The following is a 21,096-nucleotide window of genomic DNA, read 5'->3' as shown; positions in this document are numbered from 1 at the left end:
GGGTGGTGTCAGGCGAGTCGCCGGCCGAGGTCGGCGATGGCCGTGGCGGTGGTGCTGAGGGGGAAACGGGCGGCATTGGTGCGGCCGGATGCCCGGAGCATCTCCAGGAGGCCGGGGGTGGTGCGCAGGCGGTGGAGGTCGTGGGCGGCGGTGGTGGGGTTGGTGAAGTCGGTGGCCAGGCCGGTGCCTGAGAGGGCCTCGCTGAGTCCGGGGACGGGTTGGTAGAGGACGGGGAGTCCGCAGGCCTGGGCTTCGAGGACGACGAGGCCCATGGCTTCCAAGGTGGTGGAGGGCACGGCGAGTACGTCGTGGTCGGCGAAGGCCTTCCAGAGTTGGGGGCGGCGGAACCAGCCGAGGTAGCGGACGTGGACGCCGAGCTGGCGGATGACCGGGGCAAGGTCGAGGAACTGGGTGCGCGGGGCAGCGATGCTCAGCTCGACCGAGCGGGTGGCCGCGACGGCTTGGAGGAGGGGTTCGAGGCCCTTCTCGGAACTGAGACGGCCTGCGAAGAGGATCCGTAGGTGGCTGGTGGGACGTCGGGCGGGCCGGGGCGGTGGGCTTGTCAGTAGGCGGTTGGGGATGCCCCAGGGGATCTTCTCGATCTTGCGCCTGTCCGTCTTGGGGGCGAGCTTGAGCAGGCGGTCGGCCATGGCGCCGGTGGGGACGACGATCGCGTCGGCAGCGGAGGCGGTCTCGCGGAGAACGCGTAGCTGCGTGGTGTGGTTCTCGGCGTGCAGGAGGTCGGTGCCGTGGACGAAGGCGATCCGGGGGTGGGCGGGCAGGGCCCGCAGGAGAGCGGGGGTGGCGCCGAAGGCCAGGTGGTGCAGGTGCAGCACGCTGATCCGGCGCGGGTCGATGGCGGCTGTCATAGCGAGGCGCAGGTTCGTGACGTACCGGCTGAAGGCATGGCCGTCGAGGCACTTGCCGGACGCGTGCAGCAGGTCGATGCCGACCGGGGTGCGAGGCTGGGGGCCGTCGGGGGCGAGCATGAAGGCGTGGGCGGGGATTGCGGGATGGGTGCCGGCGTAGAGGTCGAGGAAGAGTTCGACGCTTCCGCCGGGGCTGGGGAACGGCAGGTCGAGAGCGGTGGCGACGACGCGGTTCACCGGCGGCCTCCGGGGTTCTCCTCGTAGAGGCGGGACGTCTCGATGCCCTCGCTGGTGCGGTACTTGAGGCCGTGCTGCTGGTAGCTGGCCGGGGAGCCGTGCGTGCGGAGGAAGACGAGCTTGCCGAAGGTCATGCCGGGCCGGACGCGTACGGGCCGGGTGGCGCGGATCTCCAGGGTCCAGCGGATCGCATGGCCCTGGTGCCCGAGCGGCGCGGAGACGTGGACCCAGATGCCGAGGGAGCCGGTGGTCCGGTCGCCGTTGAGGAGCTGGGTGTACGTCTCGGAGCCGGTCCGCTCCAGGGTGTGGCCGAGGTAGAGGTGGCCGGGCTCCAGGACGTACCCGTCGTCGGGGAGGGTGAGCTCGGAGAAGGCGGTGGGACTGGCGGCGTCGAGGTCGCCCTCGCAGACGCGGAGCGTGCTGCCCAGGCGCTAGTCGTACGCGTTGGGGGACAGGCGGTCTGCGTTATACGGGTCGATGGTGATGCGGCCCGCCTCGCGGGCGGCGGCGATGGCCGGTCCAGTGAGGATCATGAGGTCACCGTCGTGCCGTCGAGGTCGCGCCAGTACGAGGAGGGCTGAGGCCCGGAGAACGCCTGGTACTTGCCCTCGTACAGGTCGATGGCGCCCTCGGAGACGAAGAACATGATCTGCCCGATCTTCATCCCGGCGTAGACGCGCACGGGGCGGGTCGGGGTGAGCATCAGCGTCCACTGGCCGTGGAAGCCGATGTCACCGATGGGTGCGGTGATCTCGACGAAGAGCCCCAGTCGGCCGACGGAGGACCGGCCGAAGAGCAGGGGAACGAAGAGGTCGGATCCCACCGCCTCCAAGGTGTGGCCGAGGTACAGCTCGCCGGGCTGCAGGACGTGGCCGTCGTCGCCGATCTCTGTACGGCGGGTGGGGTTCGGGCGGTGGGCGTCGAGTACCTGGTCGGTGTAGGTGAGCAGGGTCCCGCCTAGGCGGACGTTGTAACTGTTCGGGTTGACCTGGGTCGGCACGAAGGGGGAGATCCGCAGCCGTCCGTCCATTGAGGCGGAAGTGATCTCGGGTCCGGTGAGGATCACTGGTCGTCTCCGTTGGTCAGGATGCTCCTGATCGCCGGGCCGAGGCTGAGGCCGGCGGGGCGGGAGCGGCTACCGAGACAGGTGTCGGCCAGGTAGTCGGTGGTCAGCACGCTCGTCAGACCGGCGGGGAGCGGATCGGGGGAGGTGATCAGAGGTCCTGCCGGCTCGGTGAGGTGAGTGAGCAGGGCAGTGGGGTCGTTGCGGAAGATCGGCGCGACCTGAGCCTCGACCAGGCTGTTGTCGAACGGCTCGATGGCCAGCAGGTCCCTCACGGTGAGGACTTCGCCCAGTAGCGTCGTGCGCACGGCGGTCTCGTTGAGGACGACCGCCTCGCTGCCCAGCCCGCTGCGCAACCGGTCGGCCAGTTCGCGGAGCAGGGCGTGGCGGTCGAGCGGCTTGTTCCGATAGGGCGCGACGAGACGGCCCAGCGGCTCGGCCAGCTGTGCGTCGATGGAGGCGATCTGTTCGCGGACGGAGGCCAGCTCGGTTGGCAGGACGGATTCCGAGCTGTCGGGGAAACGGGCGGTCCGTCCGACCCAGCCCTCGGGGGAGCATCCTTAGATCCACGTCTCCTCCCAGCCCTCCACCTTCCGGACGAGCCACGCGATCAGGTACTCCACGCTCTCCCAATCGAGATCGTGCGTGTTGAGCAGGTGGGGTGACGACACCACCAGTGGGGGCGCAGTCAACGCGGGTCGGCGGAACAGGGCGTGTTCCGCGCCCATCTGGCACCACGCCTGACGGTCTGCGGTCCTCTCGGGAGTCATGAAGGCAACTTAGGGGGAGGGTCGGACACCCGTCCCCTGAACGGGCAGGACGAGGACCTGTCGCCAAGACCGGCGGTCTGCCATCCACGGTGAGGCCCACACCACAAGGGCATGGACAAAACGGCCTCAGACACTGACCGACGGATTACCGCACTCTCTGTGGCGGGCTGCGCTGGCATGGCAGTGCTGGTCTGGGGCCGATGGCACGCTCCCCCCCCCAGCGCCGCGCATTCTCCCCAGATTCTCCCCAGAGCTCGCGAAGTGGTGGCCCAGTACATTTGTTGCTGGGAAGTCGACGACCTAGTCCGCCTTGCCAGCTACAGCCAGTCGCGCTTCTTGAAGATGACGTACAGGCTGACGCAGACCACTGCCATCAGCAGGATCGCGAAGGGGTAGCCGGCGGCCCACTTCAGTTCCGGCATGGACTCAAAGTTCATGCCGTAAATAGTTCCGACGAGTGTGGGTGCAAACAAAATGGCGGCCCAGGAGGAGATCTTCTTGATCTCCTCGTTCTGTTCGAAGCCCGCTTCCGCCAACGCTCGCATTTCGGCGTTCTGCTGTTGGGAGACCAGCGTGGCGTTCACCGTGAGGATGTCGGTCAGGGCCTGGCGGAAGCCGTCCACGCGTTCGCTCGTGTGCGTCACGTGGTCGGCCACGTCGCGGAGGTAGCGCTGGAGTTCCTCGTCCGTGCCGTACTTGGCGAAGCCCGCCATCAGGCCGTGGAGCATGCCGACCAGGGGGCGGGTCGCGCGTTGGAACTCGACCATTTCGCGGGAGAGTTCGTAGATGCGGCGGGAGACCTCCGGGTCGCCGCGGAAGACCTCCGTCTCGATCTCGTCCATGTCGGTCTGGACGCCCGCCACCACCGGGGCGTAGCCGTCCACCACCGCGTCGAGGATCGCGTACAGGACGGCCTCCGGGCCGAGGGAGAGGAGGTCCGGGGTTTCCTCCATGCGGCGGCGGACGGTCGAGAGGTCGGGGGCGGCGCCGTGGCGGACCGTGATCAGGAAGTCCGGGCCGACGAAGACGTGGAGCTCGCCGAAGTCGACCTCCTCCAGGGCGTCCAGGTAGCGGGCCGCGCGCAGGACCACGAAGAGGGTGTCGCCGTAGCGCTCCAGCTTGGGGCGCTGGTGGGCCTCCAGGGCGTCCTCGATCGCGAGCGGGTGCAGGTTGAACTCGGTCGCCACCGAGTGCAGTTCGGACTCCGACGGGCGGTGCAGGCCGATCCAGGCCATGCCGTCGGGCTGTTCGCGCAGCTGCCGGAAGGTGTCGGCGAGGGTGGTGGGGGAGGCGACGCGGCGGCCGTCCCGGTAGACCGCGGAGTCGATCACGCTGTCGTGGTCCGGGGGTGGTGGGCCGGGGGCCGTCGGCGGGGGCGGGGCGGCGGGGCCGGGCGGGCGGAGCCAGCCCGAGCGCTTCGCGGACGAGGGGGGACGGCGGTTCGGGCGCTCCGGCATCGCAGTCAGCCTCCGTGTGAGTTGCGGACAGGGGGTGTCCGCGAGGGGGGTTAGTTTGCTGTCATGGCCTCCAGGACGAACCCCGTACTCGGCACCCGCGCTCTGAACCGTGCCACGCTCGCCCGCCAGCTGCTGCTGAGCCGCGCCGAGATGTCCCCGGAGGAAGCCGTCGGGCACCTCCTCGGGCTCCAGGCGCAGAACGTCACGCCCCCGTACTACCAGCTGCACGCCCGGCTCGCCGGGTTCCGGCCCGAAGGGCTGGCCCGGCTGATGGAGGAGCGGAAGGTGGTCCGGATGGTCACCGTGCGGTCCACCATCCACACCCACACCGCCCAGGACGCGCTCACCCTCCGCCCGCTCGTCCAGGCAGCCCGCGACCGGGAGCTGACCTCCTTCCGCAAGGGGCTGGCAGGGGTCGACCTGGACCGGCTCGCCGCCCGCGCCCGGGCGTTCGTCGAGGACGAGCCGCGCACCATGGGGGAGATCCGCGAGGAGCTGCTGCGGGAGTGGCCCGCCGCCGACCCGCAGTCGCTGTCCGTCGCCGCCCGCTGCCTGCTCCCGCTCGTGCAGGTCACCCCGCGCGGGGTGTGGGGGCGCAGCGGGCAGGTGCGGCTGACCACCGTCGAGGCGTGGCTGGGTGAGCCCGCCGGCGAGGCGCAGGCGATCGACGGCCTCGTGCTGCGCTACCTGGGCGCCTTCGGCCCGGCCTCCGTCAAGGACATGCAGACCTGGGCGGGGCTCACCCGGCTGCGCGAGGCCTTCGAGCGGCTGCGCCCGCGGCTGACCGCCTTCCGTGACGAGAACGGCGTCGAGCTCTTCGACCTGCCCGACGGCCCCCGCCCCGATGCCGGCACCCCCGCCCCGCCCCGCTTCCTGCCCGAGTTCGACAACCTGCTGCTCTCGCACGCCGACCGCTCCCGCGTGGTGCCCCCGGAGGCCAAGGGCCGTACCTGGAGCGGCAACCAGGCCCACCGCACCCTGCTCGTCGACGGGTTCCTCGCCGGCCTGTGGCGGATGGCGGAGGGGAGCGGCGGACCGGCCCTGACCGTCGAGCTCTTCGGTACGCATTCCCGTGCCCGCATGGACGAGATCGCCGCCGAGGGCGAAGCCCTGCTCGCCGGGATGGCCGGCGCGCCCGGATCCGTGCGCTTCGGGTCAATCCGAGGCTGACGCCGCCCTGGTGGAGGCGCCGTCCGGCGCGGCACGATGCCTGTCATGACGGAGAACAGCGCCACCGACAGCTTCCGGGCCGCGCGGGACTTCCTGCTCGAACACCGCGGGAAGTACGAAGCCGCCCACGCGGGGTTCACCTGGCCCCGCCCCGAGCGCTTCAACTGGGCCCTCGACTGGTTCGACCACATCGCGCACGGGAACGGGGCCGACGCCCTGCGCATCGTGGAGGAGGACGGCACCAGCCGGAGCGTCTCCTTCGGCGAGATGGCCGTACGGTCGGGCTCCGCCGCCAACTGGCTCCGCGCCCAGGGCGTCGCCGCCGGCGACCGGATCCTGGTCATGCTCGGCAACCAGCGCGAGCTGTGGGAGGTGATGCTCGGCGCGATGAAGCTCCGCGCCGTCGTCATCCCCGCCACCCCGCTGCTCGGCCCGGCCGACCTGCGCGACCGCGTCGACCGCGGCCACGTACGCCACGTCATCGCGCGCGCCGAGGACACCGCGAAGTTCGACGGGGTCCCCGGTACCTACACCCGGATCGCCGCCGGGACGGAGGTGCCCACCGGGTGGCGGCGGCTGGAGGACATGTACGGGGCCGACGCGGCCTTCACCCCGGACGGGGACACCCTCGCCACCGACCCCCTGATGCTGTACTTCACCTCGGGCACCACCGCCAGTCCCAAGCTGGTCGAGCACACCCACGCCTCCTATCCCATCGGGCACCTCTCCACCATGTACTGGCTCGGGCTGCGCCCCGGGGACGTCCACCTCAACATCGCCTCGCCCGGCTGGGCCAAGCACGCCTGGTCCAACCTCTTCGCCCCCTGGAACGCGGGCGCGACCGTCTTCGTCCACAACTACGCGCGCTTCGACGCCGAACGCCTCCTGGCGGAGATGGACCGCGGCGGCGTCACCACCTTCTGCGCCCCGCCCACCGTCTGGCGGATGCTGATCCAGTCCGACCTCACCACGCTGCGCACGCCCCCGCGCGAGGCCGTCGCCGCGGGGGAGCCGCTGAACCCCGAGGTCATCGAGCGGGTCCGGGAGGCGTGGGGCGTCACCATCCGCGACGGCTTCGGCCAGACCGAGACCACCCTCCAGGTCGGCAACTTCCCCGGCGTCCCGGTCAAGCCCGGCTCCATGGGCCGCCCCGCGCCCGGCTACGGGATCGTGCTGCTGGACCCGGTCACCGGCAAGGAGTCCCCGGACGAGGGCGAGCTGTGCGTGGACCTGCGCCCGGCCCCCGCCGGGGTGATGACCGGCTACCGGGACGACCCCGGGCGCACCGCCGAGGCCATGGCCGGCGGGCTCTACCGCACCGGGGACATCGCCTCCCGCGACGCCGACGGCTACCTCACCTACGTGGGCCGGGCCGACGACGTCTTCAAGGCCTCCGACTACAAGATCAGCCCCTTCGAGCTGGAGAGCGCCCTGCTGGAGCACGAGGCCGTGGCCGAGGCGGCCGTCGTCCCGGCCCCGGACACGCTGCGCCTCGCGGTTCCCAAGGCGTACATCAGCCTCGCGGCCGGCTGGGAGCCCGGGAAGGAGACCGCCCGGGCGCTCTTCGCGCACTCCCGGGCGGTCCTGTCCCCGTACAAGCGGATCCGGCGCATCGAGTTCGCCGAGCTCCCCAAGACCGTCTCCGGCAAGATCCGCCGGGTCGAGCTGCGGGAGCTCACCGCGGCCGGCTCGGGCCAGGAGTACGACGAGGCCGACCTGGGCTGAGCGGGCCGTACGGGGCTCAGCCGGGCAGCTGGGCCTCGATCGCGGCGATGACCTCGGGCGCCTCGGGCTCGGTGCGCGGGCGGAAGCGCGCCACGACCTCGCCGGCGGGGGAGATCAGGAACTTCTCGAAGTTCCACTGGATGTCCCCCGCCTCGCCCTCGGCGTCCGGGGTCTTCACCAGCTCCTGGTACAGCGGATGCCGGTTCTCGCCGTTCACCTCGGACTTCTCCAGCATCGGGAAGGTCACGCCGAAGCCGGCCGCGCAGAAGGTCTGGATGTCCTCCGCGGTGCCGGGCTCCTGGCCGCCGAACTGGTTGCAGGGCACGCCGATGACGGTGAAGCCCTTCTTCTCGTACGCGAACTGGAGGCGGGCCAGTCCCGAGTACTGCGGAGTGAGCCCGCACTGGGAGGCGGTGTTCACCAGCAGGATGGCCTTGCCGCGGTGGGCCGCCAGGCTGGTGGGCTCGTCGTCCAGGGTGGTCAGCGGGATGTCGTACAGGCTCATCGAGCTCTCCTCGGCAGGAAGGGGCGTCAGGAAGGGGCGTTGGACTGAAAGTCATACCAATACCAAGAGCCCCTGAGCCTAGGCCCCCTTCCCCACCAGCCGGTCCGCCGGGTCGTTGACCGGCTGCGGCATGCCGGTGAGGTCCATGACGAACAGCGGTATCCCCAGCTCGTCCGCCCGGCTCCGGGCGTCCTCGGTGTATCCGGCCAGGGAGAAGTACACACTGGTCGCCGAGGCCGTGAGGCCGTTCAGCCACACGCACTCCACCGCCCGCAGCCCGGCCGGCGCGGTCGTCGGGTCCACCTGGGCCACCACCCCGGGGGCCCGCAGGTCCACCGCGGCCGAGGGGATCGGTACCCCGTCCGGCTGGCGGACGTCCTGGAAGCCGAGCCAGCGCAGGTACAGCGCGGCCGTGACCACCGCGTCCCGGGCGGTACGGATGGTCACGGGCCGGAAGGCCGGCCGTGAGAGCGGGGGCCCGGCGGCCGGGCCGGTACGCGGCCGGGCCGCCGCGGCGCCCGCCGCCGGCCGGTCCGCCCGGCCACCGGACCCCGCCGTGCCCTGACCCGCCGCGCCCTGTTCCGCCGCCTGCGGACCGGCCGGCTCGGCCCGCGCCGGATCCTCCCCTACGCCGTCCCCCGCGCCCGCGCCCCCGACGGGCCCGACCGGCCCCTCCGGCGGGTGCACGGGCACCCGTACGACCAGACCGCAGGAGCCGCAGCCCACCTCCGGGTGCGGCCACTCGCTCTCGCGCCCGCAGGCCGCGCAGCGCACCGTCACCCAGACCTCCGACCAGTTCCGGTGCGTGAGGGGAACGGGCGGGGCCGTCAGGTCGAGGGGCGGTGCGACCGGGCTCCCGCAGGCGCAGGGATAGACCGGGACGCTGTAGCCGTTCTCGCGCCGGCACGAGGGGCAGCGCACCGGTACCGCTTCCGCCATGAGACCTGGACCCCCTCCGTCGTCGCTGTCCGTGGGTCCATGCTCCACCACCGGCGACCGTGCGGGGAGGGAGACCGGCCGATTCACGCCGATCCCGTTCCGCGCCCCGGCCATTTGTGCAACTCGCCGAACGCGATGCGGCTTTTGGTGCGTTCCGGGGTGCCCCACCGCCTTGACGTGCGCGAAGTGGCGCCTTAGCTTGTTCCGTATAGCAGAACAAAAATTCCGGATGACGGAAAAAGTCTGACCGCCAGACCCGCAGGAGAACCAGATGCCTCGTATGACAGCCGCCGCTGCCGCAGTTGAGATCCTCAAGCTCGAGGGTGTCGAACAAGCGTTCGGCGTGCCCGGTGCTGCGATCAACCCGTTCTACCGCGAGCTCAAGAACGTGGGCGGCATCGCGCACACGCTGGCCCGCCACGTCGAGGGCGCCTCGCACATGGCCGAGGGGTACACCCGTGCCAAGGCGGGCAACATCGGCGTCTGCATCGGTACCTCGGGCCCGGCCGGCACCGACATGATCACCGGCCTGTACTCCGCCATCGCGGACTCGATCCCGATCCTGTGCATCACCGGTCAGGCTCCGGTCTCGAAGCTCCACAAGGAGGACTTCCAGGCCGTCGACATCGCCTCCATCGCCAAGCCCGTCACCAAGGCCGCCACCACGGTCCTGGAGGCCGCGCAGGTCCCCGGCGTCTTCCAGCAGGCCTTCCACCTGATGCGCTCCGGCCGTCCGGGCCCGGTCCTGATCGACCTGCCGATCGACGTCCAGCTGACCGAGATCGAGTTCGACCCCGCGACCTACCAGCCGCTGCCGGTCTACAAGCCGCAGGCGAGCCGCGCCCAGGCCGAGAAGGCCATCCGGTTCCTGCTGGAGTCCGAGCGCCCGCTGATCGTCGCCGGCGGCGGCATCATCAACGCCGACGCCTCCGACCTGCTGGTCGAGTTCGCCGAGCTGGTCAACGTCCCCGTCATCTCCACCCTGATGGGCTGGGGCACCATCCCGGACGACCACGAGCTGGCCGCCGGCATGGTCGGCGTCCAGACCGCGCACCGCTACGGCAACGCGACGTTCCTCGAGTCGGACTTCGTCCTCGGCATCGGCAACCGCTGGGCCAACCGTCACACCGGCTACAACATGGACGCCTACACCAAGGGCCGCAAGTTCGTCCACGTCGACATCGAGCCCACCCAGATCGGCAAGATCTTCGCCCCGGACTTCGGCATCGCCTCCGACGCCAAGGTCGCGCTGGAGCTCTTCATCGAGGTCGCCAAGGAGCTCAAGGCCGAGGGCAAGCTGCCCGACTTCTCCGCCTGGACCGCCTCCGCGCAGGAGCGCAAGGCCACCCTCCAGCGCCGTACGCACTTCGACAACATCCCCCTGAAGCCGCAGCGCGTCTACGAGGAGATGAACAAGGCCTTCGGCCCGGAGACCCGCTACGTCACCACCATCGGCCTCTCCCAGATCGCGGCCGCGCAGTTCCTGCACGTCTACAAGCCGCGCCACTGGATCAACTGCGGCCAGGCCGGCCCGCTCGGCTGGACCATCCCGGCCGCCATCGGTGCCGCCACCGCGGACCCGCAGACCCCGATCGTCGCGCTCTCCGGCGACTACGACTTCCAGTTCATGATCGAGGAGCTGGCGGTCGCCGCCCAGCACAAGGTCCCCTACGTCCACGTCCTCGTGAACAACGCCTACCTGGGCCTGATCCGCCAGGCGCAGGGCAACCTGGGCATCAACTTCGAGGTCAACCTCGAGTTCGAGAACATCAACACCCCGGAGATCGGCGTCTACGGCGTCGACCACGTCAAGGTCGCCGAGGGCCTGGGCGTCAAGGCGATCCGCGTCACCGACCCGGACAAGCTGGGCGAGGCCTTCGAGGAGGCCAAGAAGCTGGCGCAGGAGTTCCAGGTCCCGGTCGTCGTCGAGGCCATCCTGGAGCGCATCACCAACATCGCGATGAGCAAGACGGTCGACATGAGCGACGTCACCGAGTTCGAGGAGCTCGCGACCGAGCCGGGCCACGCCCCGACCGCCATCAAGGCCCTGAAGGTCTGACCCCGACCGGTCTGCCCAGGAACCGCAGGACGAGCAGCACGAACTGTCCGGCCTGCACCGAGCGGCCCCCGTCCCTCCGTGAGGAGGGCGGGGGCCGCCGCCATGTCCCCCCCGGTACAAGGCCCCGGCACGTCCCTCCGGGCGTCAGGCGGGCTGGTCCTTGTCGGACGGGAGCCAGACCGTCATGGTCGCCGGGTCGATCGGGATCGAGACGTGCTCGTGCGTGATCGACCACCTGCCGTCCGTCCGCCGGAGGCCGACGCTCTCCCGTACCCAGACCGATGCCTGCAGCCCGCCCTTGCGCTCTCCCGAGTCCAGGTGAAGCATGTGCGCGAACGCGGTGTCCCCGCTGGTCACGAGGGTGAGGTCGTGCGTCTCCAGGCTGATGGGGCCGAGGTACCCGTCGAACCAGCGCAGGAAGTTGCGGCGGATCTCCCCGGCTCCCTCGAACCGCAGCGGGGGGACGACGTCGTAGTAGACGGCGTCGGCCGCGTAGAACGACATGAGCCGGTCGATGTCCTTGCTCTGCTGGGCCTCGGCGCGGTTCGCCAGGAGCGCCCGTACCGCGGACTCGTGGGTGGTCATCGCGTACTCCTTCGGTCGTGGTGTGTTCCGCTGCCGGTATGACGGGACAGGGCCCCGGAATGTGAGGCCGGCGGCCCCGCGTCACATTCCGGGGCCCTGTCCCGTCATAGGGGTGGGGAAAGATCCGACCGAGGGAGCCGCGAGACCATGACGACCAGTCCGACCGCGCCGCAGGACGGCCGACTCGACCCGGTGCCGAGCGCGGTCACCGGTGAGCGCCGCAGGCTGACCGACCTCGCCTACCGGATGCTGGGCTCCGTGGCCGAAGCCGAGGACGCCGTCCAGGAGACGTACGCCCGCTGGTACGCCATGTCCCCGCGGCAGCGGGCGGCGGTGGCTTCCCCCGCCGGCTGGCTGACCAAGGTCGCCGGCCGCGTCTGCCTCGACGTGCTCCGCTCGGCACGGGCCCGGCGGGAGCGTTACGTGGGGGAGTGGGTTCCCGAGCCGCTGCCCGAGCGCACCGAGTGGTCCACCGGCGCGATGGACGGCAGTACGGCCGATCCGGCCGACCGCATCACGCTCGACGAGTCGGTCAGCATGGCCTTCCTCGTCGTGCTGGAGGCCATGACCCCGGCGGAGCGCGTGGCGTTCGTCCTCCACGACGTCTTCCGCTACCCCTTCGCCGAAGTGGCCGGCATCGTCGGCCGCACCCCGGCGGCCTGCCGCCGGCTGGCGTTCTCGGCCCGCCGCCGGGTGGCGGCCTCGCGGGCCCCCTCGCCGCCGACCGTCCAGCAGGCCCGTGTGGTGAGGGAGTTCAAGCTGGCATGGGAGGCCCGGGACATCCGTGCCCTCATCGGCCTGCTCGACGCCGACGCCACCGCCGTCGGGGACGGCGGCGGTATCGTCACGGCCCGGCCGCACCCGATCGAGGGGGCCGAGCCCGTCGCCCGCTTCTTCGCCGAGCGGACCCTCCCGGGCCGGCTGGCGATCCGCGAGTGCACGGTCAACGGCCGGCCCGGTCTGGCGGCCCTCCTGGACGGCGCCGTTCTGTCGGTGTACGCGTTCGACATCGGGGACGCCGGGATCCGCCGCATCTGGGCCGTGCTCAACCCGGAGAAGCTGCGGCCCTGGCGGACGGACTGACGCCGACCTCACCGGCGAGCCCGTACGGACCAGCGCTCCCGTACGCGGGCGTGGAAAAGCCCCGAGTCACGGGACCGTCCGTGACTCGGGGCTGATCTGTACCGCCCGACGGGGCGAGGCTGGCGCGACAGGACGTTCGCACCGCCGGGCGGAGCGGGAAGGATCTCCTCCGTGCACGGGGGACTCTGTGCGCGGCCCCCGTGCGCGGAGGAGTTCGGCTGGGACCGTGGCGGTCGGCGACGAGAACTCCGGCATCGTCTCCCTCAGGTCAAGAGACGGGCCTCGGAACCCATTACCACCGCACTGGCTCGCACGCCCGCCACGGTCCTCACGCGGCGCCAGCCGCAAGGACTGGCGCGGTCTGCCCCCACCGCGTACCACCCCTCATCCGGGTCCGCGGTGCGGGCTCGGCACCCGGGACCTGACCTCCCGCCAGGTCCCCGGTGCGGCTCTTCGGCTCAGGCGTCGCGCAGGGCGCGGACGGCCTCCTCGACGCGGCGGCCGTAGTCGGCGTCCGCGGCGTGGAAGTGAGCCAGGTTCTTCTCGATGACGTCCTCGAGGGTGACCTGAGACAGGCCGCCGGCGATGTTCGCCACCAGACGCTGCTTCTCGGCCTCCGACATCAGGCGGTAGAGCTCACCGGCCTGGAAGAAGTCGTCGTCCTTGGTGTGGGCCGGCGCCTCGTGGGTGCCCGTGTAGCCGGAGACGGCCTGCGGGGCACCAAGGGCCATGCCGGTCTCGGCCGGGCCCTGGTACGAGTTGGGCTCGTAGTTCTTGTCGGTGCGCGAACCGTTGCGCAGCGCCATGACGCCGTCGCGGCCGTAGTTCTCGGCCTTCGTCGCCTTCGGGGCGTTGACCGGCAGCTGGGTGTGGTTCACACCGAGGCGGTAGCGCTGGGCGTCGGCGTACGCGAACAGGCGGCCCTGGAGCATCTTGTCCGGCGAGGCGGTGATGCCCGGGACGAAGTTGTTCGGGGAGAAGGCGGACTGCTCGACCTCGGCGAAGACGTTGTCCGGGTTGCGGTCGAGGACCAGGCGGCCCACGCGCTGGAGCGGGTAGTCGGCGTGCGGCCACACCTTGGTGAGGTCGAACGGGTTGAAGCGGTAGTCCGCGGCCTCGGCGGCCGGCATGATCTGGACGTAGAGGGTCCAGCTCGGGTTCACGCCGCGCTCGATCGCCTGGAGCAGGTCGGTCTGGTGCGAGTTGGCGTCCTGGCCGACGAGCTCGGCGGCCTGCTCGCCCGACAGGCAGCGGATGCCCTGGTTCGTCTTGAAGTGGTACTTGACGAAGAAGGCCTCGCCCTGGGCGTTGGTCCACTGGTACGTGTGGGAGCCGTAGCCGTTCATGTGGCGGTAGGAGGCCGGTATGCCGCGGTCACCCATCAGCCAGGTGATCTGGTGCGTGGCTTCGGGGGCGTGCGCCCAGAAGTCCCAGACGTTGTCCGGCTCCTGCTTGCCCGTGAAGGGGTCGCGCTTCTGGGAGTGGATGAAGTCGGGGAACTTGATCGGGTCCTTGATGAAGAACACCGGGGTGTTGTTGCCGACGAGGTCGTAGTTGCCCTCTTCGGTGTAGAACTTCACCGCGAAGCCGCGCGGGTCGCGGACCGCGTCCGCGCCGCCGAGGGAGTCGGCGACGGTGGAGAACCGCAGGAAGGTCTCGGTCTTCTTGCCGACCGTGTTCAGGAAGGCCGCGCTGGTGTACGCGGTGACGTCGTCGGTCACCTCGAAGTAGCCGTACGCGCCCGAGCCGCGGGCGTGCACCACGCGCTCCGGGATGCGCTCGCGGTTGAAGCGGGCGAGCTTCTCCAGGAGCTGCTGGTCCTGGATCAGGAGCGGGCCACCGACGCCGGCGGTGGCGGAGTTCTGGTTGTCGGCGACCGGGGCGCCGGACTCGGTCGTCAGCGTGCGCTTCGACATGGTGACCTTCCGTACGGGTAACTGCTGACGGAAAGCGTCTTCCGTCATGCGGAACAGCCTAATTTCGGCGTGAACGCGACGTCAACAGTTTGTTTAAAAGAAAGAGTGAGGAGAGGTGATCCGGACGGTGCCGGCGCTTGGGCGCGACAGGACAGGTGTCAGCACCGGCACCATCCGGAAACTCAGACCCCCGTCAGGGGGAGGGCGGCCCGGGCGAGCGGGCCGCGGCGGCGGATCAGATCTGGGCGCCGGAGAGGCGCTCGACCGCGCGCAGCAGGGCGGAGTGGTCCAGGCCGCCGTCGCCCTGGGCGCGCAGGGAGGCGACCAGCTGGGCGACGACCGCGCCGACGGGCAGGGCCGCGCCGACGTTGCGGGCGGCGTCGGTGACGATGCCCATGTCCTTGTGGTGCAGGTCGATCCGGAAGCCGGGCTTGAAGTCGCGGTTCAGGAAGTTGTCCTTCTTGCGGGTCAGGACCGTCGAGCCGGCCAGACCGCCGTTGAGGACGTCCAGGGCGGCCTGGAGGTTCACGCCGGACTTCTCGAGGAAGACCACGGCCTCGGCACACGCCTGGATGTTCACCGCGACGATGAGCTGGTTGGCGGCCTTCACCGTCTGGCCGGAGCCGTGCGGACCGCACAGGACGATGACCTTGCCGAGGGCCTCGAGGATCGGCAGCGCCGCGTCGAAGTCGGCCTGCTCGCCACCCACCATGATCGACAGGACGGCCTCGATGGCGCCGGCCTCGCCGCCGGACACCGGGGCGTCGAGGACGCGGATGCCCTTCTCGGCGGCGTTCTTCGCCAGGTCGACGGAGGTCTGCGGGGTGATCGACGACATGTCGATGATCAGCGCGCCGGACTTGGCGTTCTCGAGGATGCCGTTCTCGCCGTAGGCGATGGCCTCGACCTGCGGAGACGCGGGCACCATCGTGATGACGACGTCGGCGTCCGCGACGGCCTCGGCGATCGAGCCGGCGGCGGTACCGCCGGCGGCGGCCAGGCGGTCCAGCTTGTCCTGCTCCAGCGTGAAGCCGGTGACCGAGTAGCCGGCCTTCAGCAGGTTCTCGGCCATGGGGGAGCCCATGATTCCGAGGCCGATCCAGGCGATCTTGGGGAGGTTGCTCATGATGAGGTCCTTCTCTTAATGCTTCGTACGAAAAGTGCGTGGGGTGCCTGGCTGATCGCCCGGACTTTGTCCGCCTACTTGGCGGCGCGGGCCTCGGCGGGCAGCCACTCGAAGGACGCGGCGGCGTCGGCCGCCTTGTACTCGAGGCCTACGTAGCCCTCGTATCCGGCCTTCTTCAGCTGGTCCAGGAGCGCCTCGAGGGGCAGCTCGCCGGTGCCGGGGGCACCGCGTCCCGGCTTGTCCGCGATCTGGACGTGGCCGGTCTTGGCGGCGTACTTTTCGATGACCTCGGAGAGGTCCTCATCGTTCATCGCCAGGTGGTACAGGTCGAGCAGGAACTTGGCGTTCCCGAGGCCGGTGGCCTCGTTGACCTTGTCCACCACCTCGATGCCGGCCGGGGCGCTCACCAGCGGGTAGAGCGGCGACTCGGGCTTGTTGAGGGTCTCGATCAGGAGGACCGCACCCACGCGGTCCGCGGCCCGGGCCGCGACGACCAGGTTCTTCAGGGCCAGCTCGTCCTGTACGGCCGGGTCCACGCCTTCGACGCGGTTGCCGTACAGGGCGTTGAGCGCCTTGCAGCCGACCGAGGCGGCGAAGTCCGCCGCCACGTTGATGTTGGCGTTGAAGCGGTCCGACTCCTCACCGGGCACCGATACCGCGCCGCGGTCCGGGCCCGGCAGCCGGCCGGCGTAGAAGTTCAGGCCCACCAGCTGGGTGCCGGCGTCCTCAAGGGCCTTCTTGAGGGCGTCCAGCTCCTCCTGAGCGGGGGTGGGGGTCTCGATCCAGGGCCACCACAGCTCGACCGCGGTGAAGCCCGCCGCGGCGGCGGCCGCGGGGCGCTCCAGGAGCGGGAGTTCCGTGAAGAGGATCGACAGGTTCACATCGAAGCGCTGGTCCGTGTATCCCATGAGGGGTGTGCGCTCCTTCCGTATTGCGGAAGTTATTTTCTGCTTGATGGAAGACTGCAAGCCGACCGTCGTACTTGTCAAGTGCGGACTCCCGGAATCTCAGGACTGCCGGGTAGCTTGGCGACGTGCGATTGAGAGTTGAGTTCACGACCGAGCCCTTCGACCTCGAAGAGGCCCCCGCCCACGCCGTGGCCGCTCGCGAGGTCATCCAGAAGGCCCAGCTGGACGCGGTGGACGTCGGCCCCTTCGGCAACACCGCCGAGGGCGAGTCCGGCCAGGTGCTGAGCGCCGTGGCCGCGCTGCTGCGCGACTCGCTGGAGGCCGGCGCGACGCGCGTCTCGCTCCAGGTCAACGTGATCGGGGAGGACGCCTCGTGACCGAGCCCCGCGACCACCCGTTCGTCACCGCGGTCAAGCCGCTGGTGGACGCGATGGGCGGCCAGATGCTGGACCCCTCCCAGGCGCAGCCCGACGACGTCGTGCTGGCCTGGGAGGGGCAGGACCTGCTGGCCGTGCGCCTGCCGCAGCTCTCCGATTCGCTGGACCACATCCTCGCGGCGCTGGAGCGGCGCCACGGCGTACCGTTGGCGCAGCTGGACCGCAAGGCCAAGCAGGACGTGGTGCGCATACTGGAGGCGCGGGGCGCCTTCTCGGTGAGGCACGGAGTGGAGACGGTCGCGGGCGCCCTGGGCGTGAGCCGCTTCACGGTCTACAACTACTTGAACCGGGACGCCGCCGCTCAGGCGAAGCCCGGCAGGGCAGCCGGGAGTGAGGGCTGATTCACCCCTGGTGACGAGCCGCCGCCCGATTCACCCGGGCGGCGGCTTTTGTGTACGGGAAGTTTCAACAAAGTGTTGACGCCGTGTTGCCGAGGGCGTTAGCTATGCGCAGCCCGTCAAAGCAACAACAGGCCACGGAGGCCTACCGTGACTTCGAGTCCGACCCCGGGTCTCACCCGGTTCAACGCCTTGGACGACAGCGCGGCCGCGGCCGAGCTGCACGAGGTCTGCGCCAGTTCGGCGTGGGGGAGCAAGATGCTCGCCCAGCGCCCCTTCGCCACCGCCGCCGCCCTCTTCGCCGCCAACGAGTCCGCCATGGCGGAGCTCACCGCGGAGGACCTGGGCGAGGCGATGGGAGGCCACGCGCCGATCGGCCGGCCGAAGCCGGGAGACCCGACCTCCGCCCGCGAGCAGCGTGGCATGGCCGGCGCCTCTGAGGAGCTGAAGAACGAACTCCTCGAGCTGAACCTGGCCTACCAGGAGAAGTTCGGCCACGTCTTCCTCATCTGCGCCACCGGTGCGACCGGTGAGTTCATGCGGGACGCGGTGAAGGTCCGGATCGGCCACTCGCCGGAGCAGGAGCGAGAGATCGCCCGCGGCGAGCTGGTGAAGATCAACCGGATCCGCCTGACCCGACTCGTCGAACTCGCAGAAGGAGAGTGACCATGAGCACCGAGACCACCGCGTCGGTGTCCACCCACATCCTGGACACCAGCATCGGCCGTCCCGCCGAGGGCGTCGCCATCTCCCTGTCGGCCCGCGCGGGCCTCGGCGGCGAGTGGGCGGCCCTGGGCGGCAGCGCCACCGACGCCGACGGGCGCTGCAAGGACCTGCCGGCCCTGCCGGAGGGCACCACACACGTGCGTCTCGACTTCGAGACCGAGACGTACTTCAGCACCAAGCAGAGCGAAAAGAAGCAAGCCGAGGCGCAGCAGGACGCCCCCCGCGTAAGGGACAGCGGTGCGTTCTTCCCCGAGGTAACGATCACCTTCGCGGTGAACCCGGGCGAGCACTACCACGTACCGCTGCTGCTCAACCCGTTCGGCTACTCCGTTTACCGAGGGAGCTAGCATGGCCACGATTCTGGGCCAGAACCAGTACGGCAAGGCAGAGAACCGCGTCGTCAAGATCACGCGGGACGGCGACACCCACCACATCAAGGACCTGAACGTCTCGGTCGCCCTCTCCGGCGACATGGACGACGTCCACTACTCCGGCTCGAACGCCAACGTCCTCCCGACGGACACCACCAAGAACACGGTGTACGCGTTCGCCAAGGAGTACGGCATCGAGTCCGCCGAGCAGTTCGGCATCCACCTGGCCCGCTGGTTCGTGGGCAGCCAGGAGCCGATCCAGCGCGCGCGCATCCGGATCGAAGAGTACGCCTGGGACCGGATCGCCACCTCGGACGCCAACTCCAAGTTCATCGGCGCCGACGAGGTCAACCACTCCTTCGTCCGCAAGGGCATGGAGACCCGCGTCACCCAGATCACGTACGACGGCCAGAACTGGGAGGTCATCTCCGGCCTCAAGGACCTGATCGTCATGAACTCCACGAACTCCGAGTTCTGGGGTTACGTGAAGGACAAGTACACGACCCTGCAGGAGGCGTACGACCGCATCCTGGCCACCCAGGTGTCGGGCCGCTGGCGCTTCAACTGGTCGGACGACGAGCAGCGGATGCCCAACTGGGAGAAGTCCTACGCCGAGACCAAGAAGCACATGCTCCAGGCCTTCGCGGAGACCTACTCCCTGTCGCTGCAGCAGACCCTGTACCAGATGGGCTCGCGGATCATCAACCACCGTTCGGAGATCGACGAGGTCCGCTTCTCGCTCCCGAACAAGCACCACTTCCTCGTCGACCTGGAGCCCTTCGGCCTCAAGAACGACAACGAGGTCTACTTCGCCGCGGACCGCCCGTACGGTCTCATCGAGGCGACGGTCCTCCGCGACGGCGCCGACGCCCGTATCCCCGTGGACATGACCAACCTCTGAGCACGGCGCGCGCGTCCCGGGGCTCCGCAGTGGCCCCGGGGCGCGACACCCCCCCAGCTTCCTGAATCGGCACCCGGACCACCCCACGGGCCGGCAGTACTGTCAGCTGTCAAGGCCCCGGTTCCGGCACTCAAATCCCCTGGGTTTTGCCGTGCCCGCTCCGCCACTGAAAGCACGAGGAAGTCCCATGGCAGCATCGGCAGCCCATGACAGCGCCGTAGAGCGCGTCGTCATCGAGAACTGTGCGATCGCGACCGTCGACGCGAACGACACGGAGTACGCGTCGGGTCACATCGTCATCGCCGGCAACAAGATCGAGTCCATCGGCGCGGGCAGGGCCCCCGAGAACCTCGAGAACGTCGTCCGCCGCATCGACGGCACCGGGCACCTCGTGACTCCCGGTCTGGTCAATACGCACCACCACTTCTACCAGTGGATCACGCGTGGCCTGGCCACCGACCACAACCTCTTCAACTGGCTCGTCGCCCTGTACCCGACCTGGGCGCGCATCGACGAGCAGATGGCGTACACGGCGGCCCAGGGCTCGCTGGCCGCGATGGCCCGCGGCGGTGTCACCACCGCGATGGACCACCACTACGTCTACCCCAAGAACTCCGGCGACCTCTCCGGCGCGATCATCCGCGCCGCGTCCGAGATGGGCGTCCGCTTCACCCTCGCCCGCGGCTCCATGGACCGCAGCGAGAAGGACGGCGGCCTGCCGCCGGACCACGCCGTCGAGACCCTCGAGGGCGCCCTGGCGGACACCGAGGCGACCATCAAGAAGTTCCACGACGCCTCCTTCGACGCCATGACCCAGGTCGCCGTCGCCCCGTGCTCCCCCTTCTCGGTCTCCACCGAGCTGCTGAAGCAGGGCGCCGAGCTGGCCCGCCGCCTCGGTGTGCGCATGCACACGCACGGCTCGGAGACCGTCGAGGAGGAGAAGTTCTGCCACGAGCTCTTCGGCATGGGCCCGACCGACTACTTCGAGTCGACCGGCTGGCTCGGTGAGGACGTGTGGATGGCGCACAGCGTCCACATGAACGACTCCGACATCGCCGCGTTCGCCCGTACGAAGACCGGTGTGGCGCACTGCCCGTCCTCCAACGCGCGTCTGGCCGCCGGCATCGCCCGCGTGCCCGACATGCTGAAGGCGGGTGTCCCGGTCGGCCTCGGCGTCGACGGCACCGCCTCCAACGAGTCCGGCGAACTGCACACCGAGCTGCGCAACGCGCTGCTGATCAACCGTCTGAACCCGGTCCACCGCGAGGCCGCGCTCAACGCCCGCCAGGCCCTGCGCCTGGGCACCTACGGCGGCGCCCAGGTACTCGGCCGCGCCGACAACATCGGCTCGCTCGAGGCCGGCAAGTGCGCCGACCTCGTGCTGTGGAACCTCAGCACCTTCCTGCACTCCTCGATCGCCGACCCGGTCACCGCGCTGGTCTTCGGCGCGGCCGCCCCGGTCACCGCGTCGTTCGTCAACGGCAAGCAGATCGTGGAGAACAACCGGCTGCTCTTCGCCGACGAGGACGCGATCGCCGTGTCCACGCGGGAAGAGGCGCAGCGCCTGGCGCGGATCTCCGCGCAGGGCTGACCCCCCCAGCGACCGCTGGGGGGAACCCCAGGAGTCCGGTCGGGGGGGACGGCCCCCGACCGGCGGCCGCGGACCCGAGCGGGGTCCGCGGCAGCCGTTCCCGGGAAGCGCCCGAGGAGAGATCCGAGGGCGCCCCCGGGAGCGGTCACCGCTCCTTCCGTGAGCGGTGACCCGCGAGGACCGCCCGCGCGGCGGCACTCGCGACACCCGCACCTCGTGACACCCCCACCGCGGCGACGCACGCTCCGTGCCACTGCCACGGCACCACCAGCCCCCGGACGGGACTGGGCCACCGCGCGGAGCCGATTTTGGGCGAATCG

General features: G+C 70.2%; 21 protein-coding genes and 1 pseudogene. 10 read left to right on the top strand and 12 right to left on the bottom strand.

Translation table 11 applies throughout. The features are described 5' to 3' along the window. Window positions 1-8: 8 nt before the first annotated feature. From ACZ4WZ_RS09420 to ACZ4WZ_RS09395, 6 genes and pseudogenes are all read right to left on the bottom strand, one after another. Window positions 9-1,106: a glycosyltransferase family 4 protein gene (locus ACZ4WZ_RS09420; RefSeq protein WP_467887283.1), complete on the bottom strand. Its 1,098-nt coding sequence runs from the start codon at window positions 1,104-1,106 to the stop codon at window positions 9-11. Then, window positions 1,103-1,639, bottom strand: a pseudogene (locus ACZ4WZ_RS09415) (dCTP deaminase). Before ACZ4WZ_RS09415 ends, ACZ4WZ_RS09420 begins: the two are co-directional and overlap by 4 nt. Beyond that, on the bottom strand, window positions 1,636-2,172 hold the full coding sequence (gene dcd / locus ACZ4WZ_RS09410; RefSeq protein WP_467887280.1) for a dCTP deaminase: 537 nt from the start codon (window positions 2,170-2,172) through the stop codon (window positions 1,636-1,638). Before dcd ends, ACZ4WZ_RS09415 begins: the two are co-directional and overlap by 4 nt. Further along, window positions 2,169-2,525: a hypothetical protein gene (locus tag ACZ4WZ_RS09405; protein WP_467887278.1), complete on the bottom strand. Its 357-nt coding sequence runs from the start codon at window positions 2,523-2,525 to the stop codon at window positions 2,169-2,171. The genes dcd and ACZ4WZ_RS09405 overlap by 4 nt, the downstream gene beginning before the upstream one ends. Before the next feature lie 204 nt (window positions 2,526-2,729). Further along, window positions 2,730-2,939, bottom strand: a complete 210-nt coding sequence (locus tag ACZ4WZ_RS09400; protein WP_467887276.1) for a hypothetical protein — start codon at window positions 2,937-2,939, stop codon at window positions 2,730-2,732. A 317-nt stretch (window positions 2,940-3,256) separates the two neighbouring features. After that, window positions 3,257-4,396 carry a magnesium and cobalt transport protein CorA gene (locus tag ACZ4WZ_RS09395; RefSeq protein ID WP_467887273.1) on the bottom strand — a complete coding sequence of 380 codons (1,140 nt, stop codon included), beginning with the start codon at window positions 4,394-4,396 and terminating at the stop codon, window positions 3,257-3,259. 63 nt (window positions 4,397-4,459) lie between these two features. On the opposite strand from ACZ4WZ_RS09395, the gene ACZ4WZ_RS09390 reads away from it, so the two are divergent. Further along, a complete protein-coding gene (locus ACZ4WZ_RS09390) occupies window positions 4,460-5,566 on the top strand; it encodes a winged helix DNA-binding domain-containing protein (protein ID WP_467887270.1) in 1,107 nt (368 codons plus the stop codon). A 45-nt stretch (window positions 5,567-5,611) separates the two neighbouring features. Next, window positions 5,612-7,291, top strand: coding sequence for an AMP-binding protein (locus tag ACZ4WZ_RS09385; protein WP_467887267.1), 1,680 nt, complete (start codon window positions 5,612-5,614; stop codon window positions 7,289-7,291). 16 nt (window positions 7,292-7,307) lie between these two features. On the opposite strand, the gene ACZ4WZ_RS09380 is transcribed toward ACZ4WZ_RS09385, so the two are convergent. Continuing rightward, the gene (locus tag ACZ4WZ_RS09380; RefSeq protein ID WP_467887264.1) at window positions 7,308-7,796 is read right to left on the bottom strand and encodes a glutathione peroxidase; all 489 of its coding nucleotides are present in this window, start codon (window positions 7,794-7,796) and stop codon (window positions 7,308-7,310) included. A gap of 78 nt (window positions 7,797-7,874) precedes the next feature. Beyond that, a complete protein-coding gene (locus ACZ4WZ_RS09375) occupies window positions 7,875-8,735 on the bottom strand; it encodes a hypothetical protein (protein ID WP_467887261.1) in 861 nt (286 codons plus the stop codon). Between the two features lie 271 nt (window positions 8,736-9,006). Here ACZ4WZ_RS09375 and gcl point away from each other — a divergent pair, with 271 nt between their 5' ends. Next, window positions 9,007-10,794 carry a glyoxylate carboligase gene (gene gcl, locus ACZ4WZ_RS09370; protein WP_467887259.1) on the top strand — a complete coding sequence of 596 codons (1,788 nt, stop codon included), beginning with the start codon at window positions 9,007-9,009 and terminating at the stop codon, window positions 10,792-10,794. Window positions 10,795-10,938: 144 nt separating this feature from the next. Here gcl and ACZ4WZ_RS09365 read toward each other — a convergent pair whose 3' ends face one another. Then, window positions 10,939-11,379 (bottom strand): YybH family protein, encoded by a 441-nt coding sequence (locus ACZ4WZ_RS09365; protein WP_467887257.1) that lies wholly within the window; start codon window positions 11,377-11,379, stop codon window positions 10,939-10,941. 147 nt (window positions 11,380-11,526) lie between these two features. Here ACZ4WZ_RS09365 and sigJ point away from each other — a divergent pair, with 147 nt between their 5' ends. Continuing rightward, the gene (gene sigJ / locus ACZ4WZ_RS09360) at window positions 11,527-12,462 is read left to right on the top strand and encodes an RNA polymerase sigma factor SigJ (RefSeq protein ID WP_467887254.1); all 936 of its coding nucleotides are present in this window, start codon (window positions 11,527-11,529) and stop codon (window positions 12,460-12,462) included. A 458-nt stretch (window positions 12,463-12,920) separates the two neighbouring features. On the opposite strand, the gene ACZ4WZ_RS09355 is transcribed toward sigJ, so the two are convergent. The 3 genes from ACZ4WZ_RS09355 to ACZ4WZ_RS09345 form a co-directional block, all read right to left on the bottom strand. Further along, on the bottom strand, window positions 12,921-14,378 hold the full coding sequence (locus tag ACZ4WZ_RS09355) for a catalase (RefSeq protein ID WP_467887400.1): 1,458 nt from the start codon (window positions 14,376-14,378) through the stop codon (window positions 12,921-12,923). 235 nt (window positions 14,379-14,613) lie between these two features. Next, on the bottom strand, window positions 14,614-15,504 hold the full coding sequence (locus ACZ4WZ_RS09350; protein ID WP_467887251.1) for a 2-hydroxy-3-oxopropionate reductase: 891 nt from the start codon (window positions 15,502-15,504) through the stop codon (window positions 14,614-14,616). Window positions 15,505-15,578: 74 nt separating this feature from the next. Continuing rightward, the gene (locus tag ACZ4WZ_RS09345) at window positions 15,579-16,412 is read right to left on the bottom strand and encodes a TIM barrel protein (protein ID WP_467887248.1); all 834 of its coding nucleotides are present in this window, start codon (window positions 16,410-16,412) and stop codon (window positions 15,579-15,581) included. Window positions 16,413-16,537: 125 nt separating this feature from the next. On the opposite strand from ACZ4WZ_RS09345, the gene ACZ4WZ_RS09340 reads away from it, so the two are divergent. From ACZ4WZ_RS09340 to ACZ4WZ_RS09315, 6 genes are all read left to right on the top strand, one after another. Continuing rightward, window positions 16,538-16,789 carry a YkoF family thiamine-binding protein gene (locus tag ACZ4WZ_RS09340; protein ID WP_467887245.1) on the top strand — a complete coding sequence of 84 codons (252 nt, stop codon included), beginning with the start codon at window positions 16,538-16,540 and terminating at the stop codon, window positions 16,787-16,789. Beyond that, window positions 16,786-17,190, top strand: coding sequence for a helix-turn-helix domain-containing protein (locus ACZ4WZ_RS09335; protein WP_467887243.1), 405 nt, complete (start codon window positions 16,786-16,788; stop codon window positions 17,188-17,190). Before ACZ4WZ_RS09340 ends, ACZ4WZ_RS09335 begins: the two co-directional genes overlap by 4 nt. Window positions 17,191-17,337: 147 nt before the next feature. After that, on the top strand, window positions 17,338-17,853 hold the full coding sequence (gene uraD / locus ACZ4WZ_RS09330) for a 2-oxo-4-hydroxy-4-carboxy-5-ureidoimidazoline decarboxylase (RefSeq protein ID WP_467887240.1): 516 nt from the start codon (window positions 17,338-17,340) through the stop codon (window positions 17,851-17,853). 2 nt (window positions 17,854-17,855) lie between these two features. Continuing rightward, entirely contained in the window at window positions 17,856-18,260 is a 405-nt protein-coding gene (uraH, locus tag ACZ4WZ_RS09325; protein WP_467887237.1) for a hydroxyisourate hydrolase, read from the top strand. Between the two features lies 1 nt (window position 18,261). Further along, window positions 18,262-19,185, top strand: a complete 924-nt coding sequence (gene pucL / locus ACZ4WZ_RS09320) for a factor-independent urate hydroxylase (protein ID WP_388942900.1) — start codon at window positions 18,262-18,264, stop codon at window positions 19,183-19,185. A gap of 187 nt (window positions 19,186-19,372) precedes the next feature. After that, a complete protein-coding gene (locus tag ACZ4WZ_RS09315) occupies window positions 19,373-20,776 on the top strand; it encodes an 8-oxoguanine deaminase (RefSeq protein WP_467887233.1) in 1,404 nt (467 codons plus the stop codon). Window positions 20,777-21,096 lie beyond the last annotated feature (320 nt).

It is taken from the genome of Streptomyces sp. NPDC029122 (assembly GCF_055569445.1).
This window is presented reverse-complemented; position numbering and strand designations above follow the sequence as displayed.

What these genes read in the sequence shown, in the direction of transcription:
- ACZ4WZ_RS09400 (WP_467887276.1), bottom strand. Translation starts at nt 2,939, where the DNA reads ATGACTCCCGAGAGGACCGCAGACCGTCAGGCGTGGTGCCAGATGGGC.
- ACZ4WZ_RS09395 (WP_467887273.1), bottom strand. Translation starts at nt 4,396, where the DNA reads ATGCCGGAGCGCCCGAACCGCCGTCCCCCCTCGTCCGCGAAGCGCTCG.
- ACZ4WZ_RS09390 (WP_467887270.1), top strand. Translation starts at nt 4,460, where the DNA reads ATGGCCTCCAGGACGAACCCCGTACTCGGCACCCGCGCTCTGAACCGT.
- ACZ4WZ_RS09385 (WP_467887267.1), top strand. Translation starts at nt 5,612, where the DNA reads ATGACGGAGAACAGCGCCACCGACAGCTTCCGGGCCGCGCGGGACTTC.
- ACZ4WZ_RS09380 (WP_467887264.1), bottom strand. Translation starts at nt 7,796, where the DNA reads ATGAGCCTGTACGACATCCCGCTGACCACCCTGGACGACGAGCCCACC.
- ACZ4WZ_RS09375 (WP_467887261.1), bottom strand. Translation starts at nt 8,735, where the DNA reads ATGGCGGAAGCGGTACCGGTGCGCTGCCCCTCGTGCCGGCGCGAGAAC.
- gcl (WP_467887259.1), top strand. Translation starts at nt 9,007, where the DNA reads ATGCCTCGTATGACAGCCGCCGCTGCCGCAGTTGAGATCCTCAAGCTC.
- ACZ4WZ_RS09365 (WP_467887257.1), bottom strand. Translation starts at nt 11,379, where the DNA reads ATGACCACCCACGAGTCCGCGGTACGGGCGCTCCTGGCGAACCGCGCC.
- sigJ (WP_467887254.1), top strand. Translation starts at nt 11,527, where the DNA reads ATGACGACCAGTCCGACCGCGCCGCAGGACGGCCGACTCGACCCGGTG.
- ACZ4WZ_RS09355 (WP_467887400.1), bottom strand. Translation starts at nt 14,378, where the DNA reads ATGTCGAAGCGCACGCTGACGACCGAGTCCGGCGCCCCGGTCGCCGAC.
- ACZ4WZ_RS09350 (WP_467887251.1), bottom strand. Translation starts at nt 15,504, where the DNA reads ATGAGCAACCTCCCCAAGATCGCCTGGATCGGCCTCGGAATCATGGGC.
- ACZ4WZ_RS09345 (WP_467887248.1), bottom strand. Translation starts at nt 16,412, where the DNA reads ATGGGATACACGGACCAGCGCTTCGATGTGAACCTGTCGATCCTCTTC.
- uraH (WP_467887237.1), top strand. Translation starts at nt 17,856, where the DNA reads ATGAGCACCGAGACCACCGCGTCGGTGTCCACCCACATCCTGGACACC.
- pucL (WP_388942900.1), top strand. Translation starts at nt 18,262, where the DNA reads ATGGCCACGATTCTGGGCCAGAACCAGTACGGCAAGGCAGAGAACCGC.
- ACZ4WZ_RS09315 (WP_467887233.1), top strand. Translation starts at nt 19,373, where the DNA reads ATGGCAGCATCGGCAGCCCATGACAGCGCCGTAGAGCGCGTCGTCATC.